The sequence below is a fragment of the Rhizobium sp. NLR10b genome, assembly GCF_019685435.1.
In the GTDB taxonomy this organism is placed as follows: Bacteria; Pseudomonadota; Alphaproteobacteria; order Rhizobiales; family Rhizobiaceae; genus Rhizobium.
This window is the reverse complement of the sequence record NZ_JABDWV010000004.1, coordinates 78,155-100,981: the sequence shown is the minus strand read 5'-3', so window position 1 is coordinate 100,981 and position 22,827 is coordinate 78,155. Positions and strand designations below refer to the sequence as shown.

The following is a 22,827-nucleotide window of genomic DNA, read 5'->3' as shown; positions in this document are numbered from 1 at the left end:
GCTGACAACGTTCCTGCTGGATTACGATCGCGTTTTTGTTTCTTTGCGAGACAGAATACGTCTGGGTTCAAGAGGGCGTCAGAGTGAGCGCTTGGTAGGCTCAGCGAGAGCGGGAAGCAAACTGCGTCAAGCGCGGACGGATGGCGGCAACTACATCCCTCTGCTCACCAGCCGCCACAATAAATTCCCGAAATCAGTCATCGCTTCAGGCTTTGGTAACTAAGTTGGGTAACCATAACGGAGAGTTAAGCGTAAAGCGTATGAGTGAGTATCAGAATGGCGTCAGTTTTTCCGCTTGCCGACCTGAAGGCCTCCGTCAAGACGGACTCCTGGGTTGACACCATCATCAAGGGCGACTGCGTGAGCGCCCTTGAAGCCTTGCCCAACCACTCCGTCGACGTGATCTTCGCCGACCCGCCGTACAATCTCCAGCTCGGCGGAACGCTGCATCGTCCCGACCAGTCGCTGGTCGACGCGGTCGACGACGAATGGGATCAATTCGCCTCCTTCGAGGCCTATGACGCCTTCACCCGTGCGTGGCTGCTCGCCTGCCGCCGCGTGCTGAAGCCCACGGGCTCGATCTGGGTGATCGGCTCCTATCACAATATCTTCCGCGTCGGCGCCACGCTGCAGGATCTGAACTTCTGGATCCTGAACGACATCATCTGGCGCAAGACCAATCCGATGCCGAATTTCAAGGGTCGCCGTTTCCAGAACGCCCATGAGACGATGATCTGGGCAAGCCCCAACGCCAAGGCCAAGGGCTATACCTTCAACTACGACGCGATGAAGGCCGCCAATGACGACGTGCAGATGCGTTCGGACTGGCTGTTCCCGATCTGCAATGGCGGCGAGCGGCTGAAGGGCGAGGACGGCAAGAAGGTGCATCCGACCCAGAAGCCGGAAGCGCTGCTCGCCCGCGTCATCATGGCTTCGACCAAGCCCGGCGATATCGTGCTCGATCCCTTCTTCGGCTCGGGCACGACGGGTGCCGTCGCCAAGCGCCTCGGCCGCCACTTCGTCGGCATCGAGCGCGAGCAGGATTATATCGATGCGGCCGCCGCCCGCATCGCCGCCGTCGAGCCGCTCGGCAAGGCGGAATTGACCGTCATGACCGGCAAGAAGGCCGAGGTGCGCGTCGCCTTCAACGTGCTTGTCGAAAGCGGCCTGATCAAGCCCGGCCAGGTGCTGACTGACGCCAAGCGCCGCTACAGCGCGATCGTGCGCGCCGATGGCACGGTGGCATCAGGCGGCGAGGCCGGCTCCATTCATCGTCTCGGCGCCAAGGTGCAGGGTCTCGATGCTTGCAACGGATGGACCTTCTGGCACTTCGAAGACGGGCTGTCCCTGCGCCCGATCGACGAGCTCAGGTCCGTCATCCGCAGTGATCTGGCAAAGGTGGAGTGAGCACCACCTAAACCAGATAATTGGAGCATGATGTCGTCCGAAAACCGCTTACACTTTTCGGCATCATGCTCTGGCGAATCGAAATAACTTCTTCCGGTTTCCTCCAGTTGCGGAAGAAGACCAAGGCGCCCGGGGTTCAAGCCTCGGGCGTCTTCTATTTGAGCTGGGAAGCGCAATGATCAGAACTGGCGATAGTCGGTGACTTCGACCCGCGTGATGCGGCCATCTTCATTGAAGGTGATCGTTTCCTCGCCCTCGCGCAGCAGCGGTTTGCCGGTCCGGCTGTGGGGGGCGCTGAGCGACCAGACCGCGCGGCCGGAGAGGGGCGTCAGGCTTTCCACCAGCGAATTCTCCGCCGTCTGATCGGGATAATCGTCGAAATAGCGCCGGAAGGCAGCCATGATCTCTGGTCGCCCCGAGAGGCTGCCGACGCCGTTCGAGACATAGGTCGCGTCCTCGGCGAAATAGTCCTCGATCGCCGGAAAATCCAGCGCGTTGATGGCGGCGTGGAAGCGTTCGATTTCCTCTGCCGGGTCGAAGGCCATGGCTCTCACACCTTCACGCCGTAGGCAGCGAGATCGCTGCGCAGTTTGTCCGCGCCCGAAAACCGCACCGCGTTCCAGCCGAAGGCCTTGGCGCCTTCGACATTGGCCGGTGCGTCGTCGATGAAGATCGTCGCGGCGGGATCGAGGCCGAAGCTCTTCGTATGCGTCTCATAGATCGCGATGTCAGGCTTGATCAGGCCGACATCGCCGGAAACGGTGACGCCTCGCGGTTTCGTCAGGAACGGGAAACGTTGCTGCGCCTCGCGGAAAGTGTCGGAGGCGAAGTTGGTGAGCATGGTCACGTCGCGGCCTTCGTCGATCAGCCCCTCCATGATCGCGACGCTCTCCTCATAAGCGTGCGGGACCATCTCGTGCCAGTATTTGCGGAAAGCGCGGATGTGCTCCTCGCGCGTCGGATGCGCTTCGATCAGCTGCGCTTCGGCCTCCGCCCAGGTGCGGCCGCGGTCCTGCTCGACGTTCCAGTCATGGGTGCAGATATTGGCGAAAAACCAATTGCGCTCGGCCTCGTCGGGAATGAGGCGGGCGAAGGGAAGATTGGGATCGTAATGAATGAGAACTTTGCCGATGTCGAAAACGATATGCCTTATTTCGATGGTCATGTTTATGCCCTGGATGTTTTGAACGCGAGAGGAATAGCCGCTGCGATCGCTTTTTTCATGACGGTCGGCAAGGCCTGCGCTTCAAGATTTGTAACCGGTTCCCACCATCCGTCATCCACGCCAGCATTCGGCTTCGGCTTTGCAGCGATCGCCGCCCGCCAGATCGACAGCCGGAGTTCGAAATGGGTGAAGACATGGATGACGGTGCCGCAGGATTGCCAGGCCGCCTCGAAGGGGGCGGCGGTGACGGAGGTCTCGCCGTCGATGCGCGCCGTCCAGCCCGTCGTCGGCACCTCGGTCATGCCGCCGAGCAGGCCGCTATCGGCCCGCCGCCTGAGCAGGATCTCGCCCTCTGCGGTCACCGCGATGAAGGCCGCGCCCTGGCGAACCGGCTTGTCCTTCTTCGCCCCCTTGACCGGAAAGAGCTCGGGATCGGAAAGCTTCAGCGCCTGGCAGGCATCGCGAAACGGACAGAGCGAACAGGCCGGCCGCTTCGGCGTGCAGATCGTCGCCCCGAGATCCATCATCGCCTGGGCGAAATCACCGGGCCGAGCCGCTGGCGTCAGCAGCGCCACCTTCGCCTTCATCAGCGGCTTGGCGCCCGGCAGCGGTGTTTCGATGGCATAAAGCCTTGAAATCACCCGCTCGACATTGCCGTCCATGACGGCGGCCCGCCGATTGAAAGCAATGGCGGCGACGGCGGCAGCGGTATAATCGCCGATGCCGGGAAGCGATTTCAGTCCCTCTTCGGTGTCGGGAAAGACGCCGCCATGTTCCCTAGCTACCGCTTCGGCGCATTTCTTCAGATTGCGGGCCCGCGCATAATAGCCGAGCCCCGCCCAGGCGGCCATGACCGCCTCGTTTTCGGCTGCGGCAAGATCGGAGACTTCGGGCCAGCGCTCGAGAAACTTCTCGAAATAGGGTTTGACCGCCTGCACCGTCGTCTGCTGCAGCATCACTTCGGACAGCCAGACGCGATAGGGATCGGCGCGGACGCCGCGCGCCGCCATGCCGGGCGAAACGCGCCAGGGCAGGTCGCGGTGATGGCGGTCGTACCAGTCGAGGAGGGGCTTCGCCGAGGGCGTGTCGAGTGTCGTGGTCGTCATGATTTGCCGCAATGGGGGGAAGGCCCTATACTTGGCGAAGCAACGCCGCGCGATCAAGTCGGCCGCACCAATTCGTGACGCCGTTCAAAGGTTTCGATGAGTTATCCACGCAAAGATGTGAAGCAGATTTCCGAACTGGCGAACGGGCTGATCGATCCGGTCCTGGCGCGCCGCGCCGGCATCAACACGGCGCTACTCGGCTCGTGGAGCGAAATCGCCGGCGAGGATTTCGCCGATTGCACCCGGCCGGAAAAGATCGCCTGGGCCCGCGGCGGCGGCGATGACGGCAGCTTCCGCCCCGGCGTGCTGACGATCGCCTGCGAAGGCGCGCGCGCGCTCTTCCTCACCCATGCCCAGGGCGAACTTATCCAGCGCATCAACAGCTTCTTCGGCTTCGCCGCCGTCCACCAGATCCGCATCGTCCAGAAGCCGGTGTCGCAAGCCGTCCGCCGCTCCCGCCCGCCCGCGCCGCTGAAGGGCGAGGCCGCGCGCAAGCTCGAAGGCATGATGGAGGGCATCGAGGGCGACAAGCTGCGTCAGGCGATCCAGCGCTTGGGAACTGCGGTGATGGGCAAGCGGGGAAGAGGGCGCTGATGAGCAAATCTGAGTGGAAGTTTGTCCGCTTCTGGCGACCGAGGCGTCCTACGGGCGTTTAATTTTTTGATCCTGCTTCAACACGCTCGCGGGTCACAAGGAATTCGACTCTGCCCGAGACCGACGTATAGGGCTCGCATTGCGTAATCGCATCAGCGAGATTTCCGGGAGGAGACTGGTGACCGAACGCTTCGGGTGCTATATTTGTATAGCAGACAGGAGAAAAATCATGTTGGCCTTGCGGTTGCCACCTGAAATCGAAGCACGCCTCGATGAGCTTGCCAGGCGCACGGGCCGCAGCAAGAGCTTCTACGCGCGTCAAGCCATTCTCGAACATCTCGATGATCTCGAGGATGTCTATCTCGCCGAAAAGCGCCTCGAAGAGCTTCGCCGAGGTGAGAGCGATACAGTGCCGCTGGCCGAGCTGATGGCACGTCATGGCTTGGAGAATTGAGTTTCACCGGGCAGCCGAGCGTGAGCTTGAGAAGCTTGGACATGAGGCGGCTCGCCGAATCCTCCGGTTTCTCAATGATCGCGTTGCCAAGCTGGACGATCCACGATCCATCGGAGAGGCGCTTAAAGGATCTGAACTTGGGGACTTCTGGAAGTACCGCATCGGGGACTATCGGGTGATCGCAAGCATCGACGATGGAACCGTGCGAACCCTCATCGTGCGGATTGGCAATCGCCGTGATGTCTATCGATGAAATCCGGGAGCTGACCGATAGCAATTTTGTCCGGCGGTCCCATCACGGTCACAATTCTTTGAAGGAAGTTGGCCAACCGTGCCTTGTAGGCGGCTGCCAGCCGTTATATCGCACAATCATGCCGTCACTCTCATTACTTATGGGGAACCCATGCAGATGTCCGAAATGCAACTGACGAAACGCCGCCTCCTGGGTGGGATCGCCATCGCCGCAGCTGCCGCAGCGCTTGTCGCCTGCAACGACAGCAAGGACGCTGCCGATGCTTCGTCCTCCGGCAAGACCATGGCCGACGGCACCGATGTCGATACCATGCAGACGGCGGCCACCTCGGCGGGGGACATGCCCCAGTCCGACGGCGATGTCGACATGGCCGAAGTGCTGAAGCCCGGCGCGCTGCCCGAGATGGCGCTTGGCAAGGCCGACGCGCCGGTCAAGATCGTCGAATATATGTCGATGACCTGCCCGCATTGCGCCCATTTCCACAACACCACCTTCGACACGATCAAGCAGAAATACGTCGATACCGGCAAGGTGCAGTTCATCATCCGCGAATTCCCCTTCGATCCGCGTGCCGCAGCCGCCTTCATGCTCGCCCGCTGCAGTTCCGCCAATCCGGAGCAGTTGAGCACGCCGGAACAGTATTTCCCGATGGTTTCGATGCTGTTCAAGCAGCAGCAGGTCTGGGCCGCCGCCGATGACGGCCGCGCCGCACTGCTGCAGATGTCGAAGCTTGCCGGATTTACTGAGGATAGCTTCACGAAATGCTTGACGAACCAGAAGCTTCTGGATGAAGTGAACGCCACGCGGGAAAGGGGATCCAAGGATTTCGGCGTCAACGCCACGCCAACGTTCCTCATCAATGGCAAGCGCTATTCTGGAGACATGCCGGTTGACACCATGTCGAAGCTCATCGACAGCCTCATCTGAACCGGACCGTTCGACCACAGCGGGCGACGGCGAAAGCCGTGCGCCCGTTTTTTGTTTTCAGCGCAGTTTGCGGGCGGGGCTTCCTGCCGTGGATATTTCCGCATGAAGTTCAACAAGCTGCGCCTGGTCGGCTTCAAATCCTTCGTCGAGCCGACGGAATTCATCATCGAACGGGGGCTGACCGGCGTCGTCGGACCGAACGGCTGCGGCAAGTCCAATCTCGTCGAGGCGCTGCGCTGGGTGATGGGCGAGAATTCCTACAAGAACATGCGCGCCTCCGGCATGGACGACGTGATCTTTTCCGGCTCGGGAAACCGCCCGGCCCGCAACACCGCCGAGGTGGCGCTCTATCTCGACAATGGCGAGCGGACCGCACCCGCCGCCTTCAACGACAGCGACGAGATCCAGGTCACCCGCCGCATCGAGCGTGAACAAGGCTCGCTCTATCGCATCAACGGCAAGGAAAGCCGCGCCAAGGATGTGCAGCTGCTCTTTGCCGACGCCTCCACCGGCGCCCGCTCGCCCTCGATGGTTGGCCAGGGCCGCATCGGCGAGCTGATCCAGGCAAAACCGCAGGCCCGCCGCCAGCTCCTGGAAGAGGCGGCCGGCATCTCCGGCCTGCATTCGCGTCGCCACGAGGCCGAACTGCGGCTGCGCGCCGCCGAAACCAATCTCGAGCGCCTCGACGACGTCACCTCGCAGCTCGAAAGCCAGATCGAGAGCCTGAAGCGTCAGGCCCGCCAGGCCAATCGCTTCAAGACGCTGTCGGCCGATATCCGCGCCCGCGAGGCGATGCTCCTGCATATCCGCTGGGTGCAGGCCAAGGAGGCCGAGGCCGAGGCCGACAGCGCCCTCAACCAGGCAACCGTCATCGTCGCCGAAAAGGCGCAGATCCAGATGGAGGCGGCCAAGCAGCAGGGTATTGCCAGCCTGAAGCTGCCGGAATTGCGCGAGGGCGAGGCGCGTGCGGCTGCCGCCCTGCAACGCCTGCAGATCGCCAGAAGCCAGCTGGAAGAGGATGCCGGCCGCATCCTGCGCCGCCGCGACGAGCTGACCCGCCGTCTCGCCCAGCTGGCCGAAGATATCCGCCGCGAGGAACGGCTGGTCGCCGACAATGCCGTCATCCTCGCCAAGCTCGACGCCGAAGAGGCCGAGATTTCTCAAATCCTCGCCGATTCCGGCCGTTTTGCCGAGGAGACCCGCGAAGCCTTCGAAGGGGCGGCGGCGAAGCTCGCCGACAGCGAGCGCATCTTCACCCAGCTGACGGCCGAGCGGGCGGAAGCCGCCGCCGGCCGCAACCAGCTGGAGCGCGCCATCCGCGATCTCGCCGACCGCCGCATGCGCCTCGAGCGCCAGATGCACGAGGCGAATGCGGAATTGTCGGCCATCGCAGAGAAGATATCAGGCCTGGCCGATCCCGATGAAAAACGGGCGATCGTCGAGGCCGGTGAAATCGCGCTGGCCGATGCCGAAGCCGCGGCCCAGACAGTCGAACGGGCGCTCGCCGCCGCCCGCCAGGCCGAGGCCTTGTCGCGCGCGCCGGTCGATCAGGCCCGCTCCGCCCTGAATGCGCTGGAAACCGAGGCCCGCACCATTTCCCGCATGCTTGCCGCCGGTGCGGCCGCCGGCAAGTTTCCGCCGGTTGCCGAGGAGCTGAAGGTCGATCGCGGCTTTGAGACGGCGCTGGGTGCGGCACTCGGCGACGATCTGGAATCCCCGCTCGATGCCGAGGCGCCGGCCCATTGGTCTGTCAATGGCGACGGCGCCGCCGACCCGGCGCTTCCGCCGGGCGTGACGCCGCTCATCGCCCATATCAGCGCACCCGCCGCTCTGACGCGCCGGCTGCGCCAGATCGGCATGGTTGGCGAGGGCGACGCGCGGTCGCTGATGGCGGCGCTGAAGCCCGGCCAGCGCCTGGTGACGAAGGAGGGCGCCGTCTATCGCTGGGACGGCCATGTCACCGGCGCAGATGCCCCGAGTGCCGCGGCACTGCGCCTTGCCCAGAAGAACCGCCTGGCCGAACTCGAAAGTGAAGTGGCGATTGCCCGCGACGTGCTTGCCGAGGCCGAGGAACGGCAGGCAGCCGCCGCCGAAGCCATCCGCATCGAGGAACGCAGGCTCGCGGAAGCCCGCGACATGAGCCGCCTGTCGGCGCGTCATCTCGCCGAGGCGCGCGAGGCGCTGGCTGCGGCCGAGCGCGCTTCCGGCGATCTCATCCGCCGCCGCGACGTCGTCAGCGAGGCCGCCAGCCAGTTGGGCACGCAACTGGAGGAGATCGGCGTTCAGGAAGAAAATGCCCGCATCGAGCTGGAGGATGCGCCTGATCTCACGCTGATCGACGAGCGGCTGCGCTTCCAGCAGGCGGAGGTTGCGACCGACCGCGGCGCGCTCGCCGAGGCCCGCGCCCGGCACGAAAGCCTGGCGAGGGAAAATGAGGCCCGCCAGCGTCGCATCATGGCGATCGGCCAGGAGCGCGAGACCTGGCGCCAGCGGGCGGCAAGTGGCGAGGATCATGTCGCCACACTGCGCGAGCGCGAGGAAGAGGCGCGCGAGGAGGCGGCCGAGCTCGAAATGGCGCCGGATGAATTCGACGACAAGCGCCGCGCTCTGCTCAGCGAATTGCAGAAGGCCGAAGAAGCGCGCCGCAACGCCGGCGATCTGCTCGCCGAAGCCGAACGCATCCAGCGCGACGCCGACCACAAGGCGGCGACCGCGCTTTCCGAGCTTGCCGAATACCGCGAACGCCGCGGCCGCGCCGAGGAGCGCCTCGTCTCTGCCCGCGAGCGCCGGCAGGAAAGCGAAGCCCGCATCCGTGAGGCGCTGAACGTGCCGCCGCATGAGGCGCTGCGGCTTGCCGGCCTGCAGCCGATGCAGGCGCTGCCCGATCCGCGCGAGGTCGAGCGCGATCTCGAGCGGCTGAAGATGGAGCGCGAACGGCTCGGCGCCGTCAATCTGCGCGCCGACGAGGAGCAGAAGGAGCTGAGCGAAAAGCTCGAAGCCCTGATCAAGGAGCGCGACGACGTCATCGACGCGATCCGCAAGCTGCGCGGCGCCATCCAGAGCTTGAACCGCGAGGGCCGCGAGCGCCTGGTCGCCGCCTTCGACGTCGTCAATGGCCAGTTCCAGCGGCTGTTCACCCATCTCTTCGGCGGCGGCACCGCCGAGCTGCAGCTGATCGAATCCGACGATCCGCTGGAGGCGGGCCTCGAAATCCTGGCGCGGCCGCCCGGCAAGAAGCCGCAGACCATGACGCTGCTGTCGGGCGGCGAGCAGGCGCTGACGGCGATGGCGCTGATCTTCGCCGTCTTCCTCACCAATCCGGCGCCGATCTGCGTGCTCGACGAGGTCGACGCGCCGCTCGACGACCACAATGTCGAGCGCTACTGCAACCTGATGGACGAAATGGCGGCATCGACCGAAACCCGCTTCGTCATCATCACCCACAATCCGATCACCATGGCCCGCATGAACCGCCTCTTCGGCGTCACCATGGCCGAGCAGGGCGTCTCCACCCTCGTCTCCGTCGACCTGCAGACGGCCGAACGCCTGCGCGAAATCGCCTGAAGGCGTCCGCGCGAGCCGCGGAGACCAGGCTCAGGGCCCAGGGTGATGGGATTGAGGCAAGGGACCGGCCGGAAACGCGGGACGCGGCAGGAGGCCGCGGACAGACACACGGGCGCCACCGAATTGGTATTTGGCGGTCCGCCGCTATTTTGCTGCGGCTGTCACCCTATCCTCCGTCTTCCTCGGGCTTGACCCGAGGATCCATGCGGCATCCACCAGCGCCAGGCCGTGGATCCCAGGCTCAAGGCCTGGGATGACGGAGGAGAGGTGGTGCCCGGATGGTGAGGAGAGGTGATGCCGGGCTGGCGGGAAGGGTGGTGCTTGGGTTGGCAGAGGAGAGAATGAACCGGGCTCGAAGGACGAGAGGTAGTTGCGGTTGAGGGGCAGCCCCCCCACCGATCTCCCAGCCTGGGACGTTGCACGGATATTGAACTCCTGCGTATCTCGACCAACGAAAACGCCAGAACACGAAGCAATCAATGACTACTTCCGTCCAAGCGGTTCACCCCCCATGATCCCTGGTCAGCCGCCCGATGCAGCCTGGAAGACCGCCAGCTGCGCGGCGAAGGCGCGCTGATAGGCCGGCCGTGCTTCGGCGCGGGCGACATAGGCTGCAAGGCTGGGATAATCGTCCAGTATGTTTGACGACTTCAGCCGCAGCAGTACCGAGACCATCAGCAGGTCACCGGCGCTGAAGGCGCCGTCGAGCCAGTCGGCATGGCCGAGATGGGCAGAAAGGCTGTCCAGTCGTTTGCGGATGCTGCCCTCTAGGGAACGCAGGCGCTTTTCGTACCAGGGTTCGTCGCGCTCCAGGATCCTGGCGAGGCTGTGCTCGAAGATCGGCGTCTCCACCGTATTGAGCGCGGCAAACATCCAGGCGATCGCCCGCGCCCGGCCATTGCTATCCCCAGGCAACAAGCCGTCGCCATGACGCTCGGCGATATGCAGGACGATCGCGCCGGATTCGAACAGGGTAAGATCGCCTTCCTCATAGGTCGGGATCTGCCCGAAAGGCTGACGCGCCAGATGCGCCGGCTGCTTCATCGTCTCGAATGAGACGAGGCGAACCTCATAAGGTTGGCCCGCTTCCTCGAGCGCCCAGCGAACCCGCATGTCGCGCGCGAGACCCCGGCCCCGATCGGGCGAACGTTCAAAGGCGGTAATGGTGATCGTCATCGCTTTCTCCATCGCTTGTCCACATTGAAGACGTGCGGCCAAACGGGATTCCGACATTCACCGCCGTCCGGCGTCAGCTTTTGCGGGAACGGCTGTCTGCCATCGGCGCAGGATCTGCCTCGCATTTCGAGAGGGTCGCATCGACGACGAGGCGGTTGCTCATCGGCCGGCCAAAACCCGAACTCCAGCCGGACTGTGCACAAATCGCGCGCAATTTTCCCGCATTCAGTGATAAACACCAAAAAAGGTCGGCTGTCTTGCGGTCCGTACCCCATTTGGATGATGCTCTTTTCTCTGACTTGCATTAGAAGTTGTTTCAACGCAACCTGATGACTTTGCTGAAAAGCGGGCGGTCAACGTTGCGTATTGTCGAATTTGCGATGCGCTTTCCGGGTAGAGGGCAAAGACCCGGGAGGTGTTGAGCAATCCCGGGAAATCCTGAGGTATTGCCGAACACGAAGATCAGGGTGGTTCCATGAACCGTCCTGGGTTGAGGGACCCCCCGTCCGGTTTTCCTGGCCGGACGGAAACAAGGCTTTGCGGGACATTGTTGCAGTCCCGCAAAGCTTTTTTATGCCTTCTTCAGATCGGGTGCGGTTTGCATGCCTTCGGCCGCCACTCTCGCGAAAATTATTGTGCGACGCAGCATTTTTGCCGCATTTGTCGATTTTCATTTCAACTCCAAGGCATTAAGCTGATTTGTCAGGCTGACGACACTGCCTTCTTCTCTTTCGTCATGCTCGGGCTTGTCCCGAGCATCTGCGACCGGTCACACGCAGCAGATCCTCGCCACAGGGGCGAGGATGACGGCGAGAAAAGAGCGAGGGTCGTCGACAGCCGAGGGATCACGCTGATCCCGATCTGGAGTTGGGGGGAAGATGACCAAGTGGGTCTATAGGTTCGGCGACGGACAGGCGGAGGGTGGCGCGCGCGACCACGAGATGCTCGGCGGCAAGGGCGCCAATCTTGCTGAAATGTGCGCTCTCGGCCTTCCCGTTCCGCCGGGACTGACGATCGTCAGCGATGCCTGCAACACCTATTACAGCAATGGCGGCCATATCGACGACCGGCTGAAGGCCGAGGTGCGCGACGGCATAGCGGCGATCGAGGCGATCACCGGCCGCCATTTCGGCTCCACCAGCCAGCCGCTGCTGCTGTCGGTGCGCTCCGGCGCCCGCGTCTCCATGCCCGGCATGATGGACACGGTGCTCAATCTCGGCCTCAACGACGAGACCGTGCAGGCGCTCGGCCATGATGCCGGCGACGCGCGTTTTGCCTGGGACAGTTACCGCCGTTTCATCCAGATGTATGCCGATGTCGTCATGGGCCTCGGCAACGACGCCTTCGAGGAAATCCTGGAGGACGAGAAGGCCAAGCTCGGCCACGAACTCGATACCGAGCTCAGCGCCACCGAATGGCAGCATGTCGTCTCCCTCTACAAAAGGTTGATCGAAGAGGAGCTGGGACAGCAGTTTCCGCAGAATCCGGAAGTCCAGCTCTGGGGTGCGGTCGGCGCCGTCTTTTCCAGCTGGAAGAGCGCGCGCGCCGTCACCTACCGCCAGCTGCACAACATCCCGGAAGGCTGGGGCACGGCGGTCAATATCCAGGCGATGGTCTTCGGCAATCTCGGCAACAGCTCGGCGACCGGCGTCGCCTTCACCCGCAATCCTTCGACCGGCGAGAAGGCGCTCTACGGCGAATTCCTCGTCAATGCGCAAGGGGAGGATGTCGTTGCCGGCATCCGCACGCCGCACAGCATCACCGAGGAGGGGCGGCTTTCCTCCGGCTCCGACAAGCCCTCGATGGAAAAGCTGATGCCGGAAGCCTTCCGCGAGCTCACCCGCATCTGCACCGAGCTCGAGATGCATTACCGCGACATGCAGGATATCGAATTCACCATCGAGCGCGGCAAGCTGTGGATGCTGCAGACCCGCTCGGGCAAGCGTTCGACCCGGGCGGCGATGAAGATCGCCGTCGACATGGTCGACGAGAAAGTGATCACCGAGGAGGAGGCGGTGTTGCGCATCGAACCTTCGAGCCTCGACCAGCTCCTGCATCCCACCATCGATCCGCGCGTCAACCGCCAGGTGATCGGCACCGGGCTGCCGGCCTCGCCGGGGGCGGCGACCGGCGCCATCGTCTTTACCGCCGAAGAGGCGGTCGAGGCGGAGGCCGAGGGCCGCAAGGTCATTCTGCTGAGGGTCGAGACCAGCCCGGAGGATATTCACGGCATGCATGCCGCCGAAGGCATCCTGACGACCCGCGGCGGCATGACCAGCCATGCGGCGGTGGTTGCCCGCGGCATGGGCATTCCCTGCGTCGTCGGCGCCGGCACCATGCGCATCGATCAACGCAACGAGCGCCTGCTCGGCATCGGCGTGACGCTGAAGAAGGGCGATATCATCACCATCGACGGTTCGGCCGGCCAGGTGCTGAGGGGCGAGGTGCCGATGATCCAGCCGGAACTGTCGGGCGATTTCGGCCGCATCATGGGCTGGGCCGACCGCGCCCGGCGCATGACGGTGCGCACCAATGCCGATACGCCGGCTGATGCCCGCGCCGCCCGCTCCTTCGGCGCCGAGGGCATCGGCCTTTGCCGCACCGAACACATGTTCTTCGAGGGCGAGCGCATCCATGTCATGCGCGAGATGATCCTGGCCGAGGATGAGAAGGGCAGGCGGCTGGCGCTCGACAAGCTGCTGCCGATGCAGCGCTTGGATTTCACCGGCCTTTTCACCGTCATGCACGGACTGCCGGTGACGATCCGCCTGCTTGATCCGCCGCTGCACGAATTCCTGCCGAAGACCGACGACGAGGTCGCCGAGGTCGCCTTCGCCATGGGGTTGGAGCCGCTTGCGCTGCGCCAGCGCGTCGATGCGCTGCACGAGTTCAACCCGATGCTCGGCCATCGCGGCTGCCGGCTGGCGATCTCCTATCCCGAGATCGTCGAGATGCAGGCCCGCGCCATCTTCGAGGCGGCGGTGGCTGCGGCGCATGAGACCGGGGCGGCCGTCGTGCCGGAGATCATGGTGCCGCTGGTCGGCCTGCGCTCCGAGCTGGATTACGTCAAGGCCTGCATCGACGCCATCGCCGGCAATGTCATGGCCGAAGCCGGCATGAAGATCGATTATCTCGTCGGCACGATGATCGAGCTGCCGCGCGCGGCGCTGCGCGCCCATGTGATCGCCGAGGCCGCCGAATTCTTCTCCTTCGGCACCAACGACCTGACGCAGACCACCTTCGGCATCTCACGCGACGACGCGTCGACCTTCATCCCCACCTATCAGCGCAAGGGCATCATCGAGCACGATCCCTTCATCTCGCTCGATTTCGATGGGGTGGGGGAGCTGATCAGCATCGCCGCCGAACGCGGCCGGCGCACCCGCAACGACATGAAGCTCGGCATCTGCGGCGAACATGGCGGCGACCCCGCCTCGATCCGCTTCTGCGAAACGATCGGCCTCGACTACGTCTCCTGCTCGCCGTTTCGCGTGCCGATCGCCAGATTGGCGGCGGCGCAGGCGGTGATTTCGGAAAACATGTAGGACCGGGCAGCGCCGACGTCAGTGATGGTACCGCCAGCGATCGTGATAGATATAGGGTCCGTTCAGATCCCAGGCCATGCTCTGCATCAACTCGGCACTCTGCGCCCGCGACTCGGCCCGCCGGTCGAGATCGATGCGCTGCAGGCAGGTGGCAAACGCGTCGGTGCCGCGGCGGAAACCATAATTCAGGCACTTCTGCTCATCGGCCGCCCGCCGCTCCTCCGGCGTCATCGTCTGGCAGGCGGAAAGGCCGAGGAGGGTAAGGAGAAGGGCGATGCGCATTGGTTTGGTCCTTGCTTTTCCCTGAGGAAAAGCCATTCGGGCGAGGGCGTCAAGCGACCGCTCGTCCCTTGCCGAGTGGCCCAGGCCGGGAATGGTTTCTCCTGCGCATCCCACGCTCCGTCATGCTCGCCCTTGAGCTGCCTTGGGATCAGCCCCGGCATGCGGCCTCAGTCAATCTTCCCGCAGTGTCAGCCGCATGGATCCCAGGGTCAAGCCCTGGGATGACGGAGGAGAGGTGGTGGCGCGCCCCATAAGCCCGCCAGCGCGCGGCAGAGGTAGTGCCGGGACGCATCGGCTCGGCGGCAGCGATGACGCTTCGGCAGACGCGGCGCCACACTGGCTACGGCAAATGCGGCGCCTCACAGGCTGCGCCGGCGGTGCGTTTGGCGAGAACGCCAACTCCACACTCCGTCATCCCAGGGCTTGACCCTGGGATCCACAGCCAAGCACTCTGCCCACATGGCAGGATATGTTTACATCATCACCAACCAGAAAAACGGCACCCTCTATATCGGCGTGACATCCGATCTGGAGCGCCGCATCTACGAGCATCGCGAAGGACTGACACCGGGCTTTGCCTGGAAATATGGCTGCACCCCGCCTCGTCTGGTACGAGGAGCATTGCGACATCGGCAGCGCCATCCAGCGCGAGAAATCATTGAAACGATGGAACCGGCAATGGAAGATCGACCTGGTCGAGGCGATGAATCCCGAGTGGGACGATCTCTATCTTACGCTGTGGTGATGCCGGCTGCGTCGTCTGTCGTGCCTGCCGCGCGTGGATCCCAGGGTCAAAAGACGGAGGAGAGGTGGTCGCGAGACAGATCGGCTCACCGCGAGGAGAGGTGGTGCCGGGATGCATAAGCCGCCAGCGCGGAAGAGAGGTGGTGCCGCGACCCATACGTCCGCCAGCGCGCAAGGTGGTGCCGCGACGCATCGGTTGAGCAGCTGTGAGGAACCTTCGGCAGATGCGTCGTTGCACAAGCCGCGGCATTGCGACATCCCAAAAACCGCGCCGGCACCCAAGCTGCGCCGGCGGTGCGTTTGGCAACATCGCCAACCCCACACTCCGTCATCCCAGGGTGCTTGACCCTGGAATCCACAACCAAGCACGCGGCTTCAGTTACTTACGAGAAAAAGCCGTCGAGAGCGACGACAACGCCTCTCGCCATCTTCACGCCGCCCCGGCGGGATCCCCGATCGGCAGCAGCGCCGGATCGAGCGGCGGGTCTTGCGGGTTCTTCGTGTCGCCCGGGTCCTGGGCCGGGGTCAGCGGCGGTTTTTCCTGGATGCGGTCGGGAATGCCGGGTGTCGGCGTCGGCCCGCGCGGTGTATCGGTCGTCGGTGTCGGGATCGGATCTCTGTTCGGCATGATCGCCTCCTTTCCAAAAGGAACGGCACCGCCGGAAGATGGTTCCGCTTTCGCCACCCACCTATGCACAAGGAGCATTCCTCTGTATGAGGAGGCCGAAAACACTGGAACCGAGCATGGCCATCCGCGATCGATTTTCGAAGAAACTGAACTGCCCGCAATGCGGCAATGCGGGTTTTGCCGAGGCCTCGGAGATCGATGATCCCAAGCGCAAGCATCCGGATTTCCAGGTCGATCAGCTGCCGCGCGGCTTTGGCGTGCAGCGGGCTTCCAACCACCAGGAAAGCTTCATGATCAAATGCGAGTGCGGCCGCAAATTTCCCTTCCGCAGCCTGGCGGAAGCGGCGGTCGAACGGCGCTAGAACCGAGACGGACGCTCAGATCCGCTCCAGCACCTCGATGAAGGCATCGGCGAAGCGCACCAGATGGGCAGTGTCCTCATCGGGCGCCTGCATGCGGATCTCGGTGCCGTTCTGATCGAGCAGCGCCAGCACGACGCGCATGCCCTCGCCATCGGGGATGCGCAGGACGGCGATGCGGCGACAATCCTCGATCAGGCCGGCGGCCGGCAGGTCGAACAGCAGTTCGCCGCCGGAACGGCCGGCTGCCTGGCGCACCGCCTCGCAGAAGCCGGCATCGCCGCCGGCATAACCTTCGAGCGAAAGTTCGAGCTCGACGAGCTCCATCGGCAGCGTCGGTTCGGTGTGATCGATCCCGCCAAGCGCAGACGCCTGCGGCCTTGCTGCTATCTCGGGTGAAATCATCCCGTCTCTCCTGTCCGTGACCCTGGAGATGAAACCGCGGCAGAATGGCCTTTTTTTGACATATCAGCAAGGGCTTATGAAGTCGGCGGTCGATTGCCCGGCGGTCTCCGCTGAATTCCATCTGATATTCCGAGACAACAGTTTCAATTCAGCCGAATCTTGCCCCAGATCCGGATAATTTTAGGCCGGCCCGGCCTAGAGTCTTTCCGGGTTAGATTGAAGCATTCTGCCGGAGCAGATTTTCGTCAGGACAAAGGCGATTGGCGACGGACATACCCCTCGGTACGTCCGAGCCGATCGCCTTTGTCCTGGCGGAAAGATGCCCGGCCCACCGGCCGCACCGCTTCGCCATGGCGAAGCGATAAGTGCGTCCGGCGATTCCAAAGTCTTGCAGATTTGCCAGACAAATCTGCGGGAGGGTTGGCTGAAACGGGCCGGCTGATCGACCGGCCGGCTTGGCCGTAGTGCTGGGCTACGACGCGCGCCGGCCGGTCGACCATCCGACTCCGTTTGAGCCAACAGAATGATTCAATCTAACCCGGAAAAGCTCTAAATCTGAATCCGAATCTAAATCAAAGAAATAGAGCAAGATGTCGTCCGAAAACCGCTTCACACTTTTCGGCATCATGCTCTAAACAGGGAGAAGGCGATTTGCGTGGTTGATGGCGCGGCGCTGACGAGCAACCGGTAAGTTTGATGCCCATCCGTTACGACCGTCCCGTTTCCAACGCCGCCTACGCTTCGCGGCTGATCGGGGCATTTTCCCTGGTTCTGGCGCTCGCCGTGCTGATCGCCCACCGCTTCGGCGGGCTCGCCACCCCCTATCTGGTGCTGCTTTTGATCGCCGCCGCCGGCGGCGCGCTGCTTGCAGCACTGCTCGCCGCCGTCGGCCTGCGCAGCCTCTGGGTATCAGGGGCCGAAGGCGGGCTCGCCGCACTGGCGGCGCTGATCTATGCCGCCTTTCCGCTTGGCATCGGCGCCGTGGCGGCGGAGCGCTACCTCAGCCTGCCTGCGATCTACGATGTCTCCACCGATCCGGTCGCAGCGCCCGACTGGCTGTCGCCGCCGAAATCCGACCAGATCTGGCTGAAGCGCAATCCGCTGGTGACGCCGGAGGATCGCGAGAAGCAGATGGAGGCCTATCCCGAACTGACCGGCCGGCGCTATGAGGGCGCTCTCGACCGCGTGCTGGAGGCGGTGCGCAAGGTCGCCAAGCAGAGCGGCTTTACGATCGTCAGGAGCACTGGCACGAGCGAGCCGGATCGCGATCTCGAGGACAGGCCGGCAAAGCCCGACCCCGACGACGACGCCGTGACCGACGCGCCCGGCATCATTCCCGTGCCGACGCCGCGTCCCTATGACGACGACGTCGCCAAGCTGATCCGCGGCGCCAACGGCGTGACGCTGCAGGCGACCACCCGCACGCTGATCCTCGGCCTGCGCTTCGATATGGTCATCCGGCTGCGCGAAGAGGCCGAAACCACCTTCGTCGACATCCGCGTCGCCTCCCGCTACGGCCAGCACGACCTCGGCCTCAGCGCCGCAATCGCCGACGATTATCTGAAGGCGCTCGACTCCGAACTCCTGGGAATTGCGGGTGGGTGAGCCGCGGTGCCGCCAAGGGCGGCAGCAATCGATCCAGTGAATCGATTGCAGCGGCGAACGCCCTGAGCCCAAGCGAAGGGCCGGGAGAGGGCGCGGCAGACGCGGCCCCCTGTTCCGATGCCGCCAAAGGCGGCTGCAATCGATCCAGTGAATCGATTGCAGCAGCGAACGCCCTGAGCCCAAGCGAAGGGCCGGGAGAGGGCGCGGCAGACGCGACCCCCTGTTCCGGTGGCGCAAAGCGCCTGCAATCGATCCAGTGAATCGATTGCAGCGGCGAACGCCCTGAGCCCAATGGAAGGGCCGGGAGAGGGTGCGGCGAACGCGACCCGCATACCGTACCGCAAACTCGACGGTCCTGCGATATTGCCTAGCTCTCCTCCCTCATTCTGTGACGAGCACAGGAATGAGGGAGGAGAGGTGGAAGCAAACGCCCCGAGCCCAGCAAAGCCGGGATAGGCGCGGCAGACCGGCCCCCTTGTTGCGGGCCGCCAAAGACGCCGGCAATCATCCGACCACCAACCGATAACGCTGCAGCCTAGCGCCCAAGCTCGCCCACGGCAGCGATGATCTCCGTCGCCGTCGGGAAGATGCAAAGGCTGCTGGGTCCGTCCAGCGCCTCCATCTGTGCCCAGGCAATGGTGCCGTTCTGATCGACCAGGAAGTGACCGACGAGCTGGGTAGGGTGTTTGGCGAAGATCGCCTGATCGGCTTCGTCAAGCACGAAACCGTCCCTGGCGTTGAGCACCGTGTTGGCTTCCATCGGCTGGATCGGTTCCGGAAACACACCCATGGGGTTGATGCGCGCCGCCTGGAACTGCGCCATCGTCGCGGTATAAGGCCATTCGGGCTGCTCGCTGCTGCCCTCGGGCAGGAACTCGGCATGCGGCACACCATAGGCGCGATGCGTGCGGCAGTCGGGATCGCACAGCAGCGTCACCGGCGTCGGACGGTGGCGGACATACAGGCGAGCGCGCTCCACCGGCGTGTTGATAACGGCCACGGTCCTCACCCCGGCGGCGCTGAGGGTGGGCTCTATGCCGGCAAGCTGCTCGAGCTGGCGCCGGCAGAACGGGCAGTGCAGCCCGCGAAAGAAGCCGATCAGGAATGGCCGGCCGCTCAAATCGGCCAAAGAGACCGTCCCGTCGAAATTGGCCGAGGCGAGCTCGAAGGCGGGCGCGGTGTTCCCAGGTTGCAGCGGGCGCTTCTGTTCTCCCATCGAGAATTCCTTTCCCGGTTCGTCTCAGGTGCAACGACCGAAATTGAATATAGCACTCGTTGCAGGAACACCCAGCGCCCGATGGTGAGATCGCCTGGAGTGGCCAGGCGTGCTTACCGCCTTGCCAGGCGCCACAGACGCATCAGTTCCACCGGAGCCGAGATCTCCGCTGTCAGCACGAACGGGTCTGTCGAGCCTGAACGGGTCGGCCTTCGACTCTTGACGGGAAGACCGTGCCCCATGCCATGGATGGAATAGAGCGATACCGGGCGTGCACCTCCGGCGTTCCAGGAGGACAACTCGCCCCAGGGCTTCTTCTCGACACGGGCGCTGCTTCGATCGACAGCGTTCGCTTCAACCCATTGATCGACGCAGGCCCTCGCATTTGCCGGATTGACCGTGCGATCCGCAGTCCCCTGCCAGATGCTGATCGGCGGCCAGGAGCGTTGGCCGGGGGAGATTTCGGCAATCCTTGCGCCCCAGCCATCCGGAGGCAGTGCCGCGCCGGACTTCATCGCCCGCAGCGCTGACATTGCATCGCGCACCGCGCCAACCGGCATCCCGGCGACGATGGCGGCACCTGCAAACATATCCGGATAGTTGGCGACCAACGAACCTGTCATCGCGCCGCCGGCAGAAAGGCCGACAATGTAAACGCGCGTGCGATCGGCTCGATGTCGTTTGAGCGCATGGTCAATCATCTGCTTGATGGAAAGCACCTCGCCGCGATCGCGAGCGACCTCGCTCGGACGGAACCAGTTGAAGCATTTATGCGCATTGTTGGCGTGGGTCTGCTGCGGGTAAATCAGCACGAACCCTCTCTCGCTCGCCAGTCTCGAGAAGCCGCTGGCGGCGTCCAGGCTTTCCGGCGTCTGCCGGCATCCATGAAGCACCACCACAAGGGCCGGTTTGCTTGGCAGATCGGCGGGCACGAAGCTCTTCATGACAAGCCTTCCGGGGTTGCTGCCGAATGCGGCGGTCGTCTGGAGCCTCGGTCGCTCCTGCCTGGATGGCTTATGGCGAAGCGGACGCCATGCCTTCTCCAACAAGCGTGCGGCTCGCCGTCGCGTCGTCAACAGTCTCGACAGCGATTGGGTGAAGCCGAGCTTCAAACCACCACGCCTTCCAGCCTGGAAAGCAGAGCCTCCAAGCCGGGCTGTGCCGCATCTCGCCTCGACGACGTGCAGCAGATGAACGGTGACATGGTAGCGATGCGAAGCTGCCCGCTTCCGTCTCTTCGATAACAGATCGCATCGGCCTGCCGAACATCGCGGACCGTTGCGATCGTCGAGTTGGATTGATCGTGAGAATGGAGCATGGCTGTTTCGATTTTCCTGTCTTTCATCGCAGCTGTCGCATCGAACCATGACAGTCTGGTCCGCAGGGGGAGTTCAAGTTGTCGCCCGAAACCGAAATCAATCTCGACCGTCACAGGAAGCCTTCAACCCCTTATTGGTTCCGATCTCGTGCGACAAGCCTACCAGGTCCTCGGCCGAAAGCTGCGATGCATCAGGACTGCCCCTCACACTCAGATCGGTCGATGCCGTTTCATTTCCCGCATGTCTCGGTTTATGGAAGAGCAACGCATTCTTTCCAAGGAAGAAGTGGCCGATGGCCGGAGATGAAGAGAGCCCCGAAAAGCTGGAGTCCGCCTTGGCGCTTGCGGAAAGTCTTCGCGTCACGGTCGGCAATTTCGTCAGGGGCATAAGAGCGAATACAAACACGCCGACAACGTCTCAGTCTGAAACTCTGGCGCTGCTCGATCGAAGCGGTCCTCTCAGCGTCGCCGAATTGGCAAGCCGACGCAATGTCAGACATCAGAGCATGCGATTGGTCGCAGGCCAATTGGAGACCGCCGAATTGGTCAGCAAGTTGCCCAATCCGGTGGATAGCCGCAGCCGGCTTCTATCCATAACCGAGAAAGGCCGGGAAGAGCTGACCCGCTCCAGAAAGGCTCGGACGGCGGAAATTGCCGCGCTTATCGACGAGCGCTTGTCCCAGGAGGACAGGCGAACACTCGAAGCCGCAATTCGTATCATCGAAAGACTTGTTCGTCCGTAGCGTCAGGCCTTCGCTAAAGTCGCAAGGACGGTTGAGAACGTGTTCAGGCCCCAATGCTCGGCATATTTGCCGTCCTCGACACGCACGATATCGATGACATCGATGGCGACATCCCGACCGGTCGGTTGAATTCCCATCAAGGGACCGGAGTGAGTGCCACTGATCGTCTTTCGCGTTGTCACCTTGTCGCCTTCGGCGATCTGATCATGGATCGTCACTTTCATATTCGACAGCGCCGGGCGCAGGACATTTTGGAACGTGTTCCACATGCTCTGCGGGCCATTCGCCATTCCTTCCGGCGCGGCATGGTTGATGAAATCCGGGGCCATCAGGGCTTTGAACGCCGCCTCACTGCCGTCTTGAATCACTTCAACGTTGAAGCGGCGAACCACCTCTTTATTCTCGATCTCCATGATCGATCCTTTCTGCTATCCCAATGCCGATTTATACAGGTAAACTGTATAAATCGGCAACCGACTTTTCGTCGCTTTTCCAGCGCCATCGTGGCAGATCGGCGCAGCCAGCCCCGCATCCGGCTGCCATCCCGTAAACGGGGCGAAAGGGCATGCCGCGACGTTTCCGTTCCACGCTCGTCGGCCGGAAGCATCTCCGCATCTAACCCGACTTGCGCATCTCGGCATCGCGCCACTGCTGCCATTGCTGTCGCAGCCGGCTCCTGGACATGCCGATGGATTCAGCCAGAATCTCGACCTTGAGGATCCGTTCGGTGCGGAAGTGACGGAAGGCCTGTTTCGATTGGCACCAGGCGATCAGCAGGCTGTGCCTATCGGCATAGCCGAGAAGCACGGGCCAGACGATGCGGCTGCTGATCGTCCCGTCCGCCGCGCGATAGTCGAGTTCCAGCTTGCGGCCTTCCCGGATCGCCGACCTCAGAGGACGCCTGTCGAGCGTCGCATCGCCGCCGATAGCCTCCGGTTTGATGCCGACCGCGGGCTCGGCAATAAAGGGAAGCAGCTCCGGCGGTATGACCGAGGTGATCTTGGCCATGACATCGCTGGCGGCGTTGCGGATGGCCGCATCATTCAGCCTTGCCACCATCTGCACGCCGAGCACGACCGCCTCGATCTCGTCGGGCGTCAGCATCAGCGGCGGCATGTCGTAGCGCGGATCGAGCACATAGCCGAACCCGGCTTCGCCTTCGATCGGAACACGCTGGGCAATCAGATGGGCGATATCGCGATAGACGGTCCGCCTGGCGACCTCCAGTTCATCCGCGAGCGCCGACGAGGTCACCGGCCGGCTCGACCGGCGAAGAATCTGGATGATCTGAAAAAGCCGCTCTGCTTTTCGCATGCCTGCTGATTCCTGCTGCCAC

Annotated in this window: 22 protein-coding genes and 1 pseudogene; 11 read left to right on the top strand and 12 right to left on the bottom strand. The window is 63.3% G+C overall.

Going from position 1 to position 22,827, the window contains the following annotated elements; all coding sequences use genetic code 11:
* The first annotated feature begins 276 nt into the window (after positions 1 to 276).
* The gene (locus HJB91_RS07575) at positions 277 to 1,407 is read left to right on the top strand and encodes a site-specific DNA-methyltransferase (RefSeq protein WP_221146651.1); all 1,131 of its coding nucleotides are present in this window, start codon (positions 277 to 279) and stop codon (positions 1,405 to 1,407) included.
* Between the two features lie 179 nt (positions 1,408 to 1,586).
* On the opposite strand, the gene HJB91_RS07570 is transcribed toward HJB91_RS07575, so the two are convergent.
* Genes HJB91_RS07570 through mutY form a run of 3 tightly spaced genes read right to left on the bottom strand, consistent with a single transcriptional unit; the run spans position 1,587 to position 3,678 of the window.
* The gene (locus HJB91_RS07570) at positions 1,587 to 1,952 is read right to left on the bottom strand and encodes a nuclear transport factor 2 family protein (protein ID WP_221154234.1); all 366 of its coding nucleotides are present in this window, start codon (positions 1,950 to 1,952) and stop codon (positions 1,587 to 1,589) included.
* Between the two features lie 5 nt (positions 1,953 to 1,957).
* Positions 1,958 to 2,572, bottom strand: a complete 615-nt coding sequence (locus HJB91_RS07565; RefSeq protein ID WP_210628892.1) for an HAD family phosphatase — start codon at positions 2,570 to 2,572, stop codon at positions 1,958 to 1,960.
* Positions 2,573 to 2,574: 2 nt separating this feature from the next.
* On the bottom strand, positions 2,575 to 3,678 hold the full coding sequence (gene mutY, locus HJB91_RS07560; protein ID WP_210628891.1) for an A/G-specific adenine glycosylase: 1,104 nt from the start codon (positions 3,676 to 3,678) through the stop codon (positions 2,575 to 2,577).
* Positions 3,679 to 3,774: 96 nt separating this feature from the next.
* Here mutY and HJB91_RS07555 point away from each other — a divergent pair, with 96 nt between their 5' ends.
* The 5 genes from HJB91_RS07555 (at position 3,775) to HJB91_RS07535 (ending at position 9,470) form a co-directional block, all read left to right on the top strand.
* On the top strand, positions 3,775 to 4,272 hold the full coding sequence (locus HJB91_RS07555) for a DUF721 domain-containing protein (RefSeq protein ID WP_210628890.1): 498 nt from the start codon (positions 3,775 to 3,777) through the stop codon (positions 4,270 to 4,272).
* A 229-nt stretch (positions 4,273 to 4,501) separates the two neighbouring features.
* Positions 4,502 to 4,726: a DUF6290 family protein gene (locus HJB91_RS07550; RefSeq protein ID WP_210631686.1), complete on the top strand. Its 225-nt coding sequence runs from the start codon at positions 4,502 to 4,504 to the stop codon at positions 4,724 to 4,726.
* Positions 4,710 to 4,979: a type II toxin-antitoxin system RelE/ParE family toxin gene (locus HJB91_RS07545; RefSeq protein WP_221154232.1), complete on the top strand. Its 270-nt coding sequence runs from the start codon at positions 4,710 to 4,712 to the stop codon at positions 4,977 to 4,979. The genes HJB91_RS07550 and HJB91_RS07545 overlap by 17 nt, the downstream gene beginning before the upstream one ends.
* A 156-nt stretch (positions 4,980 to 5,135) precedes the next feature.
* Positions 5,136 to 5,906, top strand: a complete 771-nt coding sequence (locus HJB91_RS07540) for a DsbA family protein (protein WP_405048885.1) — start codon at positions 5,136 to 5,138, stop codon at positions 5,904 to 5,906.
* Between the two features lie 102 nt (positions 5,907 to 6,008).
* On the top strand, positions 6,009 to 9,470 hold the full coding sequence (locus HJB91_RS07535; protein WP_221154230.1) for a chromosome segregation SMC family protein: 3,462 nt from the start codon (positions 6,009 to 6,011) through the stop codon (positions 9,468 to 9,470).
* A gap of 522 nt (positions 9,471 to 9,992) precedes the next feature.
* Here HJB91_RS07535 and HJB91_RS07530 read toward each other — a convergent pair.
* Complete coding sequence (locus HJB91_RS07530) at positions 9,993 to 10,646, bottom strand: glutathione S-transferase family protein (protein WP_221154228.1); 654 nt, start codon at positions 10,644 to 10,646, stop codon at positions 9,993 to 9,995.
* An 878-nt stretch (positions 10,647 to 11,524) separates the two neighbouring features.
* Between HJB91_RS07530 and ppdK the strand changes: the two genes are divergently transcribed.
* On the top strand, positions 11,525 to 14,191 hold the full coding sequence (gene ppdK, locus HJB91_RS07525) for a pyruvate, phosphate dikinase (protein ID WP_221154226.1): 2,667 nt from the start codon (positions 11,525 to 11,527) through the stop codon (positions 14,189 to 14,191).
* 18 nt (positions 14,192 to 14,209) lie between these two features.
* Here the strand turns inward: ppdK and HJB91_RS07520 are convergent, their stop codons facing one another.
* Positions 14,210 to 14,473: a hypothetical protein gene (locus HJB91_RS07520; protein ID WP_221154217.1), complete on the bottom strand. Its 264-nt coding sequence runs from the start codon at positions 14,471 to 14,473 to the stop codon at positions 14,210 to 14,212.
* Between the two features lie 459 nt (positions 14,474 to 14,932).
* Here HJB91_RS07520 and HJB91_RS07515 point away from each other — a divergent pair.
* A pseudogene (locus HJB91_RS07515) lies at positions 14,933 to 15,218 on the top strand (GIY-YIG nuclease family protein).
* Between the two features lie 429 nt (positions 15,219 to 15,647).
* Here the strand turns inward: HJB91_RS07515 and HJB91_RS07510 are convergent.
* Positions 15,648 to 15,845 (bottom strand): hypothetical protein, encoded by a 198-nt coding sequence (locus HJB91_RS07510; RefSeq protein WP_029531594.1) that lies wholly within the window; start codon positions 15,843 to 15,845, stop codon positions 15,648 to 15,650.
* A 116-nt stretch (positions 15,846 to 15,961) separates the two neighbouring features.
* On the opposite strand from HJB91_RS07510, the gene HJB91_RS07505 reads away from it, so the two are divergent.
* Entirely contained in the window at positions 15,962 to 16,207 is a 246-nt protein-coding gene (locus HJB91_RS07505; RefSeq protein ID WP_221154215.1) for a hypothetical protein, read from the top strand.
* A 15-nt stretch (positions 16,208 to 16,222) separates the two neighbouring features.
* Here the strand turns inward: HJB91_RS07505 and HJB91_RS07500 are convergent, their stop codons facing one another.
* On the bottom strand, positions 16,223 to 16,609 hold the full coding sequence (locus HJB91_RS07500) for a hypothetical protein (protein WP_221122535.1): 387 nt from the start codon (positions 16,607 to 16,609) through the stop codon (positions 16,223 to 16,225).
* Between the two features lie 696 nt (positions 16,610 to 17,305).
* On the opposite strand from HJB91_RS07500, the gene HJB91_RS07495 reads away from it, so the two are divergent.
* Positions 17,306 to 18,214: a DUF1499 domain-containing protein gene (locus HJB91_RS07495; RefSeq protein ID WP_221154213.1), complete on the top strand. Its 909-nt coding sequence runs from the start codon at positions 17,306 to 17,308 to the stop codon at positions 18,212 to 18,214.
* Between the two features lie 535 nt (positions 18,215 to 18,749).
* On the opposite strand, the gene HJB91_RS07490 is transcribed toward HJB91_RS07495, so the two are convergent.
* From HJB91_RS07490 to HJB91_RS07480, 3 genes are all read right to left on the bottom strand, one after another.
* Complete coding sequence (locus HJB91_RS07490; RefSeq protein ID WP_210628881.1) at positions 18,750 to 19,430, bottom strand: peroxiredoxin-like family protein; 681 nt, start codon at positions 19,428 to 19,430, stop codon at positions 18,750 to 18,752.
* A gap of 113 nt (positions 19,431 to 19,543) precedes the next feature.
* Positions 19,544 to 20,542 (bottom strand): PHB depolymerase family esterase, encoded by a 999-nt coding sequence (locus HJB91_RS07485; RefSeq protein ID WP_221154211.1) that lies wholly within the window; start codon positions 20,540 to 20,542, stop codon positions 19,544 to 19,546.
* Positions 20,539 to 20,862, bottom strand: coding sequence for a hypothetical protein (locus HJB91_RS07480; protein WP_221123997.1), 324 nt, complete (start codon positions 20,860 to 20,862; stop codon positions 20,539 to 20,541). The genes HJB91_RS07485 and HJB91_RS07480 overlap by 4 nt, the downstream gene beginning before the upstream one ends.
* A gap of 221 nt (positions 20,863 to 21,083) precedes the next feature.
* Here HJB91_RS07480 and HJB91_RS07475 point away from each other — a divergent pair, with 221 nt between their 5' ends.
* A complete protein-coding gene (locus tag HJB91_RS07475) occupies positions 21,084 to 21,491 on the top strand; it encodes a MarR family winged helix-turn-helix transcriptional regulator (RefSeq protein WP_221122538.1) in 408 nt (135 codons plus the stop codon).
* Positions 21,492 to 21,493: 2 nt separating this feature from the next.
* On the opposite strand, the gene HJB91_RS07470 is transcribed toward HJB91_RS07475, so the two are convergent.
* Complete coding sequence (locus HJB91_RS07470; RefSeq protein WP_221123995.1) at positions 21,494 to 21,904, bottom strand: ester cyclase; 411 nt, start codon at positions 21,902 to 21,904, stop codon at positions 21,494 to 21,496.
* 202 nt (positions 21,905 to 22,106) lie between these two features.
* Positions 22,107 to 22,805, bottom strand: a complete 699-nt coding sequence (locus tag HJB91_RS07465; protein WP_221154201.1) for a YafY family protein — start codon at positions 22,803 to 22,805, stop codon at positions 22,107 to 22,109.
* Between the last annotated feature and the right edge of the window lie 22 nt (positions 22,806 to 22,827).